Source organism: Microbacterium sp. WCS2018Hpa-9 (assembly GCF_031843745.1).
GTDB lineage: Bacteria > Actinomycetota > Actinomycetes > Actinomycetales > Microbacteriaceae > Microbacterium.
Window position 1 is genome coordinate 216370 of record NZ_JAVTIY010000006.1, and the last position, 12785, is coordinate 229154.

Sequence of the window (12785 nt, forward strand, 5' to 3'; positions counted from 1 at the left end):
CGCGTCTCGCGCGCCTCCACCTACTTCCGATTCGCGCGGTAGTACGCGAGCAGCGCCTTCGTCGACGCATCCTGTGCCTCGATGGCTGACTCGTCGCCGCCGATCGCCGGGGCGATCTGCATGGCGAGCTGCTTGCCGAGCTCGACGCCCCACTGGTCGAACGAGTTGATGCCCCAGATCGTGCCCTGGGTGAACGTCATGTGCTCGTAGAGGGCGATGAGCTGACCGAGCACGTGCGGCGTGAGAGCCGGCGCGAAGATCGAGGTGGTCGGGCGGTTGCCTGCGAACGTGCGCGCGGCGACGAGCGCTCCCGTGGTTCCCTCGGCCTCGACCTCTTCGGCGGTCTTGCCGAAGGCCAGGGCCTTGGTCTGCGCGAGGAAGTTCGCCAGGAACAGCTCGTGCACGTCCTGCCCGCCGTCGGTGAGCGGGTGCGCCGGGTTGACGAAGGCGATGAAGTCGGCCGGGATCAGTCGGGTGCCCTGGTGGATGAGCTGGTAGAACGCGTGCTGGCCGTTGGTGCCCGGTTCTCCCCAGAACACCTCGCCGGTGTCGGTGGTGACGGGGGTGCCGTCCCACCGGACGGACTTGCCGTTGGACTCCATCGTCAGCTGCTGCAGGTAGGCCGGGAACCGGCTCAGCTGCTGCGCGTAGGGCAGCACCGCATGCGACTGCGCGCCGTGGAAGTTGACGTACCAGACGTTGAGCAGGCCCATCAGCACGGGCACGTTGCGCTCGAGCGGGGTGGTGCGCACATGCTCGTCGACGGCGTGGAAGCCGGCCAGCAGCTCGCGGAACGTGTCTGGACCGAGCGCGATCGCGAGCGACAGGCCGATCGCGGAGTCGACGGAGTAGCGACCGCCGACCCAATCCCAGAACCCGAAGGCGTTCGCGGGATCGATGCCGAACGCGGCGACCTTGTCGAGCGCGGTCGACACCGCCACGAAATGGTGCGCGACGGCGTCGGTGCGGGCGTCGTCGTCATCGGAGATGGCGCCGGAGCCCTGGAGCCCGGCCCACAGCCAGTCGCGCGCCAGACGGGCGTTGGTGAGCGTCTCGAGAGTGGTGAAGGTCTTCGACGCGACGATGAAGAGGGTCGTCTCGGGGTCGAGGTCGGAGGTCTTCTGAGCGAGGTCGGTCGGGTCGATGTTCGACACGAAACGCGCCTCGATGCCGGCATCCGCATAGGGCTTGAGCGCCTCGTAGACCATGACAGGCCCGAGGTCGGAGCCGCCGATGCCGATGTTGACGACGTGGGTGACGCGTTTGCCCGTGATGCCGAGCCACTCGCCGGCGCGAACTCTGGTGGCGAACGCGCTGAGCGCGTCGAGCACGGCCTGCACATCGGCATCCACGTCCTGCCCGTCGACGACGAGCGCGGGGGAGGCCCCGGCCGGGCGGCGCAGCGCGGTGTGCAGCACGGCCCGGTCTTCGGACGTGTTGAGGTGGCCGCCCTCGAGTATCGCGGCGTAGCGTTCGGCGACACCCGTCTGCTCGGCGAGGCGCAGCAGCGCGGCCAGAACCTCATCGGTGACGAGGTTCTTCGACAGGTCGACGTGCAGATCGGCGAGCGGGAACGTGAGGCGCTCGGCGCGGCTCGCATCGGCGGCGAACCAGCCCCGCAGATCGGCGGTGATCGACTCGCGCAGCGCGGCGAGCTCGGACCAGGCGGGGGTGTGTGTCGGATCAACAGGAGCGGTCATGGATCCACGGTACTGCTGCACGCGACCCGATGCGCCCGCGATGACGTCGGGTCTCGTCCTAGGATTGCTGCGATGACCGACACAGCGCCCGAGACGACCTCGGAGAGGCGGCTGAGGCGCGAGGTCGGTCGCAGGTTCGTGCGTGCTCCATTCGTATGGGGACTGCTGTTCCTGCTCGCCGCGATGGTGTGGACGATCGCGGGCGACGACCTGAGCTTCTTCCCGTTCCTGCTCATGCTGCTCGGCGGCTGGAGCATCGCGTTCTCCTTCGTCAACGCGACGATGGAGATGCGCCCGGTGCGCACCGGCGTCGCGGTGCATCTCGGTGTCGCAGTCGGCCTGACGGCCGTGATGATCTTCGTGATCGAGTCCGGTGGCACTCTGCTGGCCGGTCTGCCCGAGCCGATCCGCGCGATCGTCGTCGTGCTCCAGATGGCCGCCGGCCCCGCTGCCGCGTGGATCTGGCTGGGCCTCCTGTCGCGCGTCACAGGTCTCATCGGTCGTCGTGATGCGAAGAGACGACCGCCTCCCGCAGCCCCCGAGTGGGTGCGTGACGAGGGCGGCGACGGCTCCGGCGTGGAGTTCTCCGCTCTCGAGCTGCGGATGCGGGCGCTGATTCTCGCCATCGTCGGAGTGGTCCTGGTCGTCGGCGTCGCGGGAACGGCTCTCCTCATCGCTTTCGACGACGCCGTGATGCGCGTCGGGGCCCGCCTCGCGATCATCCTGATGGGCGTCGTCGTCGGATTGCCGGTCTATCTCCTGCTCAGAAGCCTGCTGCGCCGCCGGACGCTGTCGTGCAGGGTCGTGTTCGGCAACGATGAGCTGCGCATCCGCGCAGGGTCGGCGATGCACCGCATCCCCTTCCGCCAGCTGCAGCACCTCGTCTGGCGAACCCGCTCGGACTACGCCCGCATCGAGGTGCGGGGTGCGGGCGTGGACCTCTCGCTCATCGCCGGGCTCGCCGAGCCGCCGCCGGGCCGCACAGGTGAGCTGCCCGCGCTGCCGCGCCGGGTCTTCCGCCGACTCGAACTCGCAGGGTTGAGCGTCGAACGCGCGCGCCGTGATGAGGTCGTGACGTTCCGTCGGGCCTGATCGCGCACGCGTGTACACGATGATGCGCACGCCGGGGTACGGTTTCCTTCATGGGAAGACTGCGATATGACGGCACATCGGAGCCGATCCTCATCGACGACGAGACGCTCGCTCATCTGAAGGTCATCGTTGGTACGAAGCTGCGCCGCCAGGAGAGCTTCATGATGACCTGGCTTCCTCACGAGGGCGGCGATCCGGGACGTGTCACGGTATGGATCCACCCGGCGATCCCCCTGCAGTTCCTCTTCACCTCAGCGGAACCGCAGGCCATCCAGAAGCAGCGCGTCGAAGAGATCATGCACGCCCTCAACGCGACCGGCGAACTCGTGATCGACGATTATGTGCAGGCGAAGATCGCCGACGGGAGCACGTCGAAGTCCTGAGCTACTCGGCCGGGTAGCGATCCGTCTTGAGCAGGCCGGCCAGGTGCGCCGCATTGCGAGCGGCTGTCGCCATCGCCTGTGCGACCTTCTCGGGGGTCTCGTCGAGATCCTTGTAGTCGACGGTCTGCATCGCCTCGCCGTTCCAGTAGATCGACGCCTGAGCGGGCACGGAGTATCCGACGTCGTTCAGAGACTGGAACAGGATCGCGGCGATGTGGTGTGCGCCGTCTTCATTGCCGACGATGCCGGCGATCGCGACCTTGTCGAAGAGGATCGGCCTGCCCGCGTCATCCGTCTCGCTCAGCTCGGCGTCGAGGCGTTCGAGAACCCGCTGCGCGACACTCGACTGCTGTCCCATCCAGGTGGGCGTCAGGAGAACCAGGATGTCGGCGGCGTGCACCTTATCCCGCAGAGCAGGCCATTCGTCGCCGCCGCCCATGTCGGCCTCGACCCCGGGGCTGATGACGTGATCGACGGCGCGTACGAGCTCGCCGGTGACTCCGTGCTCGGAGAGTGCCGAGAGGATCTGCGAACCGAGAAGGTCGGTGCTCGATTCCGCGGGGGAGGGCTTGAGCGTGCAGGAGATGGCGAGGGCAGTCAGTTGTGCGGTCATCCCTGCACGAAACCATCGTCGGCGTCGATAGCCCAGGGGGTTCCGTCGCTGCCAGGTGTGCGCTAGACGGTATCCTGGATGACGGCCGCTACGACAGGAGATCCCGTGATCCTCAGCTTCATCTTCTTCATGATCCTCTTCCTCGGAGGCATCTGGCTCATGGGGCTCGCGCAGTCGCTCGAGGACTTCCAGGCGATCGTCTTCGTCGGCGGACTTCTCGTCACCAGCCTCTCGCTCGCATTCATGATGCGTGCGGGCGGATCGGCCACTCGTCGCAAGGACAACTGGTCGGGCAACGCCACCGAGTAGTCAGGCCCGTCTGGCCAGCCTCGCCTCGAGGGTGGCCCTCACCGCGGGCCATTCCGGTTCGATGATCGAGAACTCCACGCTGTCGCGCAGCGCGCCGTTGCGGTACCGGCTCATTGCGCGCATGACGCCGTCCTGCTTCGCACCGAGACGTTCGATCGCTGCGCGCGACTGGAAGTTCACCCACTGAGTCGTCAGGCCCACCCGGAAGACGCCGAGCTCTTCGAACGCGTGCCTGAGCAGCAGCAGCTTCGACTCGGCGTTGGTGCCGGTTCCGTGCGCTGACGGGCGGTTCCACGTATAGCCGATGTGCAGCCGCGGGACGTCGGCCTCGAGGTCGTAGTACGAGGTGAGACCGAGGATGCGCCCCGAGGCGTCGAACGCCGTGAAGGGGATCATGCCGCCGCTCTCGATCAGACCGATGCGACGGTCGATCTCGGCGGCGAGACCCTCGGGAGAGGGCACCGAGGTGTACCAGGCCTGCTTCCACAGATCGCCTTCGCGCAGCGCGTCGAGGAGGCCGTCGTGATGCGAGGTCTCGAGCGGGCGGAGCTCGACGAGGCGTCCGGTGAGGGTGATCGGGGCCGGGGTGGTGCGGAAGGTCATGCAGCCATTCAATCAGCGCTGCGCCCGGGGTCGGATCACGCGATCAGGGTGCGGTGCTCCCATTGGCCTCGGCCCATCTTCGCGCCGACGTACGTGGTGTCGCCGACGCGGCGGAGCAGCCGCTGGTAGGCGGTCACGATCTCGATCGTCACTCCCAGTTCGAACGCGAGGCTGGCCGGGTGGGTGCCTCGCGCCTTCTCGGCCTCGGCGTAGGTGTCGGCGCTGATCAGCAGACGCGCGGCCCACTCGTCGGCGCGGCGCTCCTGACGCGCACGGATCGACGGATCTGCGGTGGGGGTGTGGCCGAGCATGGCGTGCGCCAGCTCATGTGCGATCACGCTGCAGGTCGCTCTGAGGCTGAGTCCGGGGGAGACGCGGATGGTCGCAGTCTGCGGTTCATAGCCGCCGTGGCAGAGGCCTCGGCGTTCGACCAGATGCAGCCCGTTCTCTTCGAGCAGGCTGAGGAGGGCCTCCATGGTCCTCCTCGTCGCGGGGTCGTCAGTCGTAGAGATCGTCGGTGTCGTCGGCGTGGGCGAGGGGAGACTCGAACGCGACTTCGGATCGATCTTCGCGTCGGCCACGGACATCGGTGCGCGGGTGGAGCGGGGTGATCGTGGCGCCGCCACGCTCGACCTCCGAGCGAAGACGCTCCTCTGCGCGCGTGATCACGATGTGGGGCGCGATGTCGAGGGATGCGCTGACCGCGTAGAGGATGGGGACCGGGATGGAGCGCTTGCCCGTGACGTAGTTGTCGAGCGCGCTCCTGGCGATGCCGATCTCGCGCGCCATCGCGGCGATGCTGCTGCCTGCGGCGCCGATCTCGGCCCGGAGCTGACGGCCCACTGCCGCGTTGAACTGCTCACCCGGTGTCTTCACGTGAGTCACGATAGCACCGTGATGAAGCCAGGATGCCGTCATACTGGTGCTCGAGATGCTTGTCGCGCCACGTATGCGGCGATACTGTCTATGGATGACGACAGATGTGCGACGTGTGGTGGCGACCGCGGTTGAAGAAGAGCTGCTGCGCGCGGGACGCAGCACTCGGTGGCTCTCCCAGCAGGTGGGGATCACCGGCGACGAGCTGCGTGAGAAGCTCGCAGGTGAGGCTGACTTCACCGTCGCCGACCTGGCCGAGATCGCGCAGGCGCTCGACATCGCGGTCGCACAGCTCACCCCTCGCCCGCACTAGCGTGGGGGTATGAAGACCATCCCGTTCGGATCCGCCACCGCCCCCGCCGTCGTCGCCGGAATGATGCGCATCGATGACAAGGATGACGCTCAGATCCGCGAACTCTATGACACGGCCCGCGGCGCGGGCATCGACTTCTTCGATCATGCCGACATCTACGGCGGAAGCATGCACTTCTGCGAGGGCCGCTTCGCCGAGGCGCTGGGGCTGAGCGCCGCCGAGCGCGATGAGATCGTGCTGCAGACCAAGTGCGGCATCAACCCGGCCGAGGGCACGTTCGACTTCTCGTACGAGCACATCGTCCGCCAGGTCGAGGGGTCCCTCGCGGCGCTGCGCACCGACCACATCGACGTGCTGCTGCTGCACCGTCCGGACGCGCTGGTCGAACCCGAAGAGGTCGCCAGGGCGTTCGACGAGCTCGAGGCCGCAGGCAAGGTCCGCGCTTTCGGCGTCTCGAACCACACTCCCCGGCAGATCGATCTGCTGCGCACGGCAGTCACCCAGCCCCTGGTCGCGAACCAGCTGCAGCTCTCGATCACGCACGCGCCGATCCTCGCGCAGCCCGTCGCCGCGAACATGGCCGGCGAAGACCAGAGCATCGTCCGCGACGGCGGCGGCATCGTCGAGTACTGCCGCATCAACGGCATCACGATCCAGGCGTGGTCGCCGTTCCAGGGCGGCTTCTTCACGGGCGTCTTCCTGGGCAACCCCGAGTATGCGGAGCTGAACGTGGTTATCGATCGCCTGGCGGCGTCGCACGGAGTCCCGCCGATCGCGATCGCGACCGCATGGATCACGCGTCACCCCGCCAAGATGCAGGTCGTGCTCGGAACCACGACTCCGCAACGCGTGCAGGATGCCGCTGCCGGCGCCGACATCGAGCTCACCAGGGCCGAGTGGTACGAGCTCTTCCGCGCGGCCGGTCACCTGCTGCCGTAGCCACGGCAGGAGGCACGCGCGTCGTCTACCCTGATCACATGCCGTTCCTGTTCTCGCTCCTCATCATCGCGCTGATGGTCGGCGCGATGGTCGACATCATCAGGAAAGACGATGCGCAGGTGAGATTCCTGCCGAAGATGGCATGGGTCGTCATCGTGATCCTGCTGCCGCTGATCGGCAGTCTGCTGTGGTTCGCGATCGGCAGGGAGTATTCCGAGGCGGGTCTGCGGATCCCTCGGATCCCGCGCAGGAGGCCGACTGCGCGACCCGCGGTTCGACAGCCCGAGCCGCGTCCGGCACCGCCGGTGGACGCCCGCAGCACCGAGCAGCAGATCGCCGATCTCGATCGTGAGATCGAGGAGTGGCGGCTGCGTCAGGAGATCGAGAAACGCAGGCGCGAGGGCGGCGAGACGTCGGGCGGGTCCGCTGACGCGCCTCGCTAGTCGACGCGTTCGAGATCGAACGACTCTCGGACGGCGTCTTCGAGGTTCGGGTACGCGAACTCGAAGCCTGCGACCGTGAGCTTCTCGGGGATCACCCATCGGCTCTTGAGGATCAGCTCGGTCTCGGTGCGGATGCCGATGGCGCCGAGCTCGAGCATCCACCGAGGCATCGGCGGCCCGATGCGCACGCCGAGCACCCGCCGCACGGTCGCCATGAAGTCGGCGTTGTCGGTGGGATTCGGGGAGGCTGCGTTCACGGGCCCGTCGAGGGTGGGCGTCGCCTCGAGGAAGTCGATGATGCGGGCGATGTCCTCGACGTGCACCCAGCTGAACCGCTGCCGACCGCGGCGCGCTCCGAGGCGGTGTGCAGTGCCGGCGGCCTGGCGCGCACGACTGATCGGCCACCGGCCGTCGTACTGCGCCCCGCCGAGGCCGAGCCGGGCCAGGTTCTTCAGCGGGCCGAGCACGCCCCCGTTGCCGAGCACGATCGCGCTGCGCAGGGCCACCCGCCGTGTGTGCGGCAGATCGTCTGCGAACAGGGCGCGCTCCCACGCCTTGGCGACCTCGACGGAGAATCCGGTGCCGATCTCGCCGGATGACTCGGTCATCGGTCGCTCTTCCGCATGGCGGTAGATCGTGGCCGTCGACGAGTTGATCCACAGCGGGGGAGGACTCGCGGCTTTCGCGATAGCGGTGCTCAGCGACGAGGTCGTGTCGAGACGCGAACGGAAGATCGCCGCGCGGTTCTCGGGGGTGTAGCGGCAGTTCACGCTCTTGCCCGCCAGGCCGATCACGAGCGATGCGCCGTCGACGGCTCGATCGATCATCTCCTGGTCGCCCCAGGAGATGTCGGCGCCGGAGCGCGAGATCGTGATGACTTCCCGCCCGGCCGACCGCAGGCGCGGGATCAGATACTGCCCCATGAAGCCGGTCGAGCCGCCGATCACGACGGGGCCTGCCGAGAGGGGCGTCTGGTCTGTCACGGGGTCTCGCTCTCGATCGCGTACTCGAAGAAGCCGGTGTACTCGTAGACGCGACCGAGCAGAGGGGCGTCGATGGTCATGTTCACGTGGTGCCGCTCGCGCTGCTCGTCCCAGCGCTCGACGAGCCCGATGCGCGGACGCAGGAAACGCGGTGCCGCGATGCGCAGCCGTCCGAGCCGCATCCCGACGCGGCGGATGGTCAGCACGACGGCGCCGTCGCGCACATCGATGTCGAAGGTCGTGACGACGGTGCGATGCGGGCCGATCTCGTTGCGCAGAATGCGATTCGCGCCGAGCGAGACGATGTCGGGCATGACCCACGTGCGCCCGGGGAGGTCGAAATGCCTCACGGCCAGTGCCTCGCCATCGACCGTGCGATTCTCGATGCGGAACGGCACGTCGTGCTCCCAGCCCGCGAACGCGACTCCGAGGGACTCCGCGATGCGGAACACGGGCCAGAGCCAGCGATGACGCGACCCTGCGGTCGTGAAGACCCCGGTGCCGACACCCACGTGGCCGTCGGGGATCGTGCGGAAGTACCAGGCGGTCTTCGGGTGGAGTTCCGAGATCCGCTCGCCGAGCGCGCGCTCGTAGGGCGAACGTCGATCAGTTCCGGGTGCTGTCACACCTTCACCCTAGCGAGAGGCCGGGCGCAGCAGTCGGTCGAGCAGGGCGAGTGCCTCGTGCTGCGGGGCGGTGTCGTCGAGCAGCCACTGCGTCTGCAGGCCGTCGGAGGCGGCGACCACCAGGGCGGCGACCGCCTCGGGATCCACGTCCTCGCGCATGCGTCCGGTGTCCTGCTGCTCTCGCACGACCGCGGCCATGTCGGCGCGCAACCGCGCGAAGCGGGTCGTCGCGAACTCGCGGGCGGCCGGGTGCCCTTCTTCGAGAGCGGCGGCGACCAGCGTCGAGTACAGCTGCACGAGACCGGGGACCTCGCGGTTGGTGCGTGCGGACTCGATCATCCGCTCGACCGGGGTCGCATCCGGCTGGAGTGCATCGGGGTGCTGGCGCTCCGGTGCCGTGCTCTCCTGGTAGACCGCGACGAGCAGCTCTTCGAGCGACCCGAAGTAGTGCGTGAGGGCTGCGTGCGTGACGCCGACGGCACTCGCGATGGAGCGCAGGCTCGTGCGGTCGGCCCCGCGCGCGGCGAAGACCTCGATCGCGCGATCGAGGATCTCCTGGCGCCGGGCGATGCCCTTCGCATACGCACCGCGCTGGCGCGGGCGATCCTGATCGTCGGTCATGGTGAGAGTGTAGCGACATGAAAACTTCCGCGCGGAGGTATTTGGTGATAGCGTGCTCGGACAGACGGGCGAAGACAGCCCGCACGTCACCGACGACCGAAGGAGACCCCGTGGCGATTCAGACTTCCATCCAGCTGTTCACGATCAAGGATCAGCTCGAGACCGACCTCGAAGGCTCGCTGAAAGAGGTCGCCGCCCGAGGCTTCACGGCCGTCGAGCCCTACGACTTCGTGCGCCGTGCTCAGCCGCTCGCCGACGCGCTGGCCGGCGCGGGTCTCACGGCACCCTCGGGTCACGCCTTCCTCGCCTCCGAGTCGTTCGTGAACCCCGACGGCAGTGGAACCACGCTTCCCGTGCCTTCGCCCGCCGAGGTCTTCGCCGCGGCGAAGGTGCTCGGCATGGGCACGGTCATCGACCCGTACACCGAGCCCGCGCGGTGGGAGACGGTCGAGCAGATCGAGGAGACCGCGCGTCTTCTCAACGAGGCGGCCGCTGTGGGCGCCGCCGTCGATGTGCGCGTCGGCTATCACAACCACGCCCATGAGCTCGAAGCCGTCTTCGACGGCGTCACCGGACTCGAGGTGCTCGCGGGCCTTCTCGACGAGCGCGTCGTGCTCGAGGTCGACCTGTACTGGGTCGCCCGCGGCGGCGTCGACCCTGTCGCACTGCTGCAGCGTCTGGGCGACCGGGTCATCGCGGTGCACGCCAAGGACGGCACGCTCGACCCCGCGCTGCTGAGCGCCTACCCGCCCGCCGACCAGGTCGCAGCGGGAGAGGGTGCGGTTCCGCTGGTCGAGGCCATCGCCGCAGCCCCGGCGCTCGAGCTCGCGATCGTGGAGTTCGACCACTTCGAGGGCGACCTCTGGGACGCGATCGAGCGCAGCCGCGTCTACCTCGACGAGAAGGTGGCCGTCTGATGGCGATCGGCAAAGGACCCGTCGGCGTCGGCATCATCGGCGCGGGCAACATCAGTGACCAGTACCTGTCGAACCTGACGACCTTCCCCGACGTGCGGGTGATCGCCATCGGCGACCTGCTCGAGGAGCGCGCGAAGGCGCAGGCCGAGAAGTACGGCGTCCCGCGGGCCGGCGGCGTCGACCTCGTGCTCAACGACCCCGAGATCGACATCGTCGTGAATTTGACGATCCCGGCGGTGCATGTCGAGGTGTCCGAGGCGATCCTCGCCGCAGGCAAGCACGTGTGGACCGAGAAGCCGATCGGCGTCAGCCGTGACGAGTCGCTGCGCCTGCTGCAGAAGGCGGATGCCGCGGGGCTGCGCGTCGGCGTCGCACCCGACACCGTCCTCGGGCCGGGCGTGCAGACGGCGAAGCGCGCGATCGCCCGAGGCGACATCGGTCGCCCGCTGTTCGCCCAGACCACGTTCCAGTGGCAGGGGCCGGAGATCTTCCACCCGAACCCTGCGTTCCTGTACGCCAAGGGCGGCGGTCCGCTGCTCGACATGGGGCCGTACTACGTCTCGGCTCTCGTGCACGTGTTCGGACCGGTCGCCGCCGTCGCGGCCCTCGGGCTTCAGGGCACTCCGACCCGCACCGTGCAGGTCGGCGAGCTCGCCGGTCAGGAGTTCCCCGTCGAGATCCCGTCGACGCTGAGCGTGCTGATGGACTTCGAGCAGGGCGGACAGGCGCAGAGCCTGTACAGCACCGACTCGCCGCTGCTGCGCACGGGCGTCGTCGAGATCACCGGCACTGACGGGACGATCGTGATCCCCGACCCGAACACCTTCGGTGGCGAGATCACGATCACCCGGCCGCTGACGCAGGCCTTCGTCCCGCCGGAGCCCATGACGCAGGAGATCATCGACGTCGTCCAGGAGGGCGTGCTCTCGGGCCGCGGCGTCGGTCTGCTCGACATGGCCCGATCGATCGCCGCAGGCCGGGCGCATGTCGCCACGGGGGAGTTCGGCTATCACGTGCTCGACACCCTGCTGTCGATCGAAGAGGCGGCCGAGTCGCGCAGCTTCGTGCCGGTCGCGAGCACGATCGACGAGGTCGGCTCACTCGACGCCGACTTCGACCCGTTCGAGGCGACTCTCTGAGATCCGCCGATGTGGCGACGACGGTGCGGTCAGCGCGCCTTCGTCGCCACATAGCGGTCGACGTTCGCGGGTGAGAGCACCTCGCGGGCGACCATGATCGCGGCTCCGAGCACGGCGGCCCTATCGCCTGCCTGCGACTGCACGATGGCGAGATGCTGGGTCGCCAGGGGGATGGAGCGTCGATAGACGACCTCGCGCACCCCGGCGAGCAGATGCTCGCCCGCCCTGGCGATGCTGCCGCCGAGCACGATGATCGACGGGTTGAGCAGGTTGACCACCGTCGCCAGGACCTCGCCCACATCGCGGCCGGCCTGACGCGTCGCCTCGATGGCTGCGGCATCGCCCGAGCGCACCAGGTCGATCACGTCCGCCGGGCTGTGCGCTTCGTGCCCCGCGTCGCGCAGCGCCGCGGCCAGTGCAGACCCGCTCGCGAGAGCCTCGAGGTCGCGCTCGTCGCCGGGCTCCCTCGTGGAGCCGGCCCCGCTCGGCACCTGGACGTGGCCCATGTCGCCGGCTGAGCCCTGCGCCCCCCGCTGCAGCTGCCCTCCGGCGATGATGCCGGCTCCGATGCCGGTCGAGACCTTGACGAAGATCAGGTCGTCGACGTGCGGCCACATCGTCGCGTGCTCGCCGAGGGCCAGGATGTTCACGTCGTTGTCGACCAGCACCGGCACGTCGAACGTGCGCTGCACGTAGCCGGGGACGTCGAAGCGGTCCCAGCCGGGCATGATCGGAGGATTGGTGGGTCGCCCCGTCGAGTGCTCGACCGGCCCGGGAACGCCGATCCCGATCCCGAGCAGCGGGATGCCACCGGCCGCCGCGGTCTCGAGCAGCGTCGCCCCATCGGCGAGGATCACGTCGAGCAGATTCTCGGGCCCGTCGGCGATGTCGATCGTGCGTGTGCGTGAATCGAGGATCACGCCGGCGAGGTCCGCGACGGCGATCGTGGCGTGGGTGGCGCCGAGATCGACGGCGAGCACGACTCCGGCGCGGGAGTTGAAGGCCAGTCGGGCGGGCGGGCGCCCGCCGGTCGAGACGGCCTCGCCCGCCGGGCGGAGGAGGTCGGCGGCGAGCAGAGCATCGACGCGCAGCGCCACGGTCGAGCGGGCGAGGCCCGTGATGGCTGCGAGCTCGGCCTTGGTGCGAGCGGTGCCGTCGCGGAGGATCTGGAAGATCTCGCCTGCGCCGGGGTTTGCTGCCGCGGCGGTGCGGAGTGCGTCGACCATTG

At 68.6% G+C, this 12785-nt stretch carries 17 protein-coding genes; 8 read left to right on the forward strand and 9 right to left on the reverse strand.

Going from position 1 to position 12785, the window contains the following annotated elements:
* Positions 1 to 20: 20 nt before the first annotated feature.
* The gene (pgi, locus tag RQG82_RS14085) at positions 21 to 1700 is read right to left on the reverse strand and encodes a glucose-6-phosphate isomerase (RefSeq protein ID WP_311259673.1); all 1680 of its coding nucleotides are present in this window, start codon (positions 1698 to 1700) and stop codon (positions 21 to 23) included.
* Positions 1701 to 1772: 72 nt separating this feature from the next.
* Here pgi and RQG82_RS14090 point away from each other — a divergent pair, with 72 nt between their 5' ends.
* Both RQG82_RS14090 and RQG82_RS14095 read left to right on the forward strand, forming a co-directional pair.
* Entirely contained in the window at positions 1773 to 2792 is a 1020-nt protein-coding gene (locus RQG82_RS14090) for a hypothetical protein (protein ID WP_311259674.1), read from the forward strand.
* Between the two features lie 50 nt (positions 2793 to 2842).
* Positions 2843 to 3175: a hypothetical protein gene (locus RQG82_RS14095; protein ID WP_311259675.1), complete on the forward strand. Its 333-nt coding sequence runs from the start codon at positions 2843 to 2845 to the stop codon at positions 3173 to 3175.
* Between the two features lies 1 nt (position 3176).
* Here the strand turns inward: RQG82_RS14095 and RQG82_RS14100 are convergent, their stop codons facing one another.
* Positions 3177 to 3788 (reverse strand): NAD(P)H-dependent oxidoreductase, encoded by a 612-nt coding sequence (locus RQG82_RS14100; protein ID WP_311259676.1) that lies wholly within the window; start codon positions 3786 to 3788, stop codon positions 3177 to 3179.
* Positions 3789 to 3866: 78 nt separating this feature from the next.
* Here RQG82_RS14100 and RQG82_RS14105 point away from each other — a divergent pair, with 78 nt between their 5' ends.
* Positions 3867 to 4097, forward strand: coding sequence for a hypothetical protein (locus RQG82_RS14105; RefSeq protein ID WP_311259677.1), 231 nt, complete (start codon positions 3867 to 3869; stop codon positions 4095 to 4097).
* On the opposite strand, the gene RQG82_RS14110 is transcribed toward RQG82_RS14105, so the two are convergent.
* From RQG82_RS14110 to RQG82_RS14120, 3 genes are read right to left on the reverse strand one after another with little or no spacing between them, the layout of a single operon-like run.
* Entirely contained in the window at positions 4098 to 4700 is a 603-nt protein-coding gene (locus RQG82_RS14110) for a GNAT family protein (RefSeq protein ID WP_311259678.1), read from the reverse strand.
* Between the two features lie 35 nt (positions 4701 to 4735).
* The gene (locus RQG82_RS14115; RefSeq protein WP_311259679.1) at positions 4736 to 5176 is read right to left on the reverse strand and encodes an ImmA/IrrE family metallo-endopeptidase; all 441 of its coding nucleotides are present in this window, start codon (positions 5174 to 5176) and stop codon (positions 4736 to 4738) included.
* A 22-nt stretch (positions 5177 to 5198) separates the two neighbouring features.
* Positions 5199 to 5585, reverse strand: a complete 387-nt coding sequence (locus RQG82_RS14120) for a helix-turn-helix transcriptional regulator (protein ID WP_311259680.1) — start codon at positions 5583 to 5585, stop codon at positions 5199 to 5201.
* An 85-nt stretch (positions 5586 to 5670) separates the two neighbouring features.
* Between RQG82_RS14120 and RQG82_RS14125 the strand changes: the two genes are divergently transcribed.
* The 3 genes from RQG82_RS14125 to RQG82_RS14135 are packed head-to-tail and all read left to right on the forward strand — an operon-like array spanning position 5671 to position 7271.
* Entirely contained in the window at positions 5671 to 5889 is a 219-nt protein-coding gene (locus RQG82_RS14125; RefSeq protein WP_311259681.1) for a hypothetical protein, read from the forward strand.
* 9 nt (positions 5890 to 5898) lie between these two features.
* A complete protein-coding gene (locus tag RQG82_RS14130; protein ID WP_311259682.1) occupies positions 5899 to 6828 on the forward strand; it encodes an aldo/keto reductase in 930 nt (309 codons plus the stop codon).
* Positions 6829 to 6866: 38 nt separating this feature from the next.
* Positions 6867 to 7271, forward strand: a complete 405-nt coding sequence (locus RQG82_RS14135; protein WP_311259683.1) for a PLD nuclease N-terminal domain-containing protein — start codon at positions 6867 to 6869, stop codon at positions 7269 to 7271.
* Here the strand turns inward: RQG82_RS14135 and RQG82_RS14140 are convergent.
* The 3 genes from RQG82_RS14140 to RQG82_RS14150 are packed head-to-tail and all read right to left on the reverse strand — an operon-like array spanning position 7268 to position 9501.
* Positions 7268 to 8254 (reverse strand): DUF1731 domain-containing protein, encoded by a 987-nt coding sequence (locus tag RQG82_RS14140; RefSeq protein ID WP_311259684.1) that lies wholly within the window; start codon positions 8252 to 8254, stop codon positions 7268 to 7270. The genes RQG82_RS14135 and RQG82_RS14140 overlap by 4 nt on opposite strands.
* The gene (locus tag RQG82_RS14145) at positions 8251 to 8880 is read right to left on the reverse strand and encodes a DUF4166 domain-containing protein (RefSeq protein WP_311259685.1); all 630 of its coding nucleotides are present in this window, start codon (positions 8878 to 8880) and stop codon (positions 8251 to 8253) included. Before RQG82_RS14145 ends, RQG82_RS14140 begins: the two co-directional genes overlap by 4 nt.
* 9 nt (positions 8881 to 8889) lie before the next feature.
* Positions 8890 to 9501 carry a helix-turn-helix domain-containing protein gene (locus RQG82_RS14150; RefSeq protein WP_311259686.1) on the reverse strand — a complete coding sequence of 204 codons (612 nt, stop codon included), beginning with the start codon at positions 9499 to 9501 and terminating at the stop codon, positions 8890 to 8892.
* A 110-nt stretch (positions 9502 to 9611) separates the two neighbouring features.
* Between RQG82_RS14150 and RQG82_RS14155 the strand changes: the two genes are divergently transcribed.
* Positions 9612 to 10418 (forward strand): sugar phosphate isomerase/epimerase, encoded by an 807-nt coding sequence (locus RQG82_RS14155; protein ID WP_311259687.1) that lies wholly within the window; start codon positions 9612 to 9614, stop codon positions 10416 to 10418.
* Complete coding sequence (locus RQG82_RS14160) at positions 10418 to 11557, forward strand: Gfo/Idh/MocA family oxidoreductase (RefSeq protein ID WP_311259688.1); 1140 nt, start codon at positions 10418 to 10420, stop codon at positions 11555 to 11557. Before RQG82_RS14155 ends, RQG82_RS14160 begins: the two co-directional genes overlap by 1 nt.
* A gap of 29 nt (positions 11558 to 11586) precedes the next feature.
* Here RQG82_RS14160 and RQG82_RS14165 read toward each other — a convergent pair whose 3' ends face one another.
* Positions 11587 to 12783: an ROK family transcriptional regulator gene (locus tag RQG82_RS14165; protein WP_311259689.1), complete on the reverse strand. Its 1197-nt coding sequence runs from the start codon at positions 12781 to 12783 to the stop codon at positions 11587 to 11589.
* Positions 12784 to 12785: the final 2 nt, after the last annotated feature.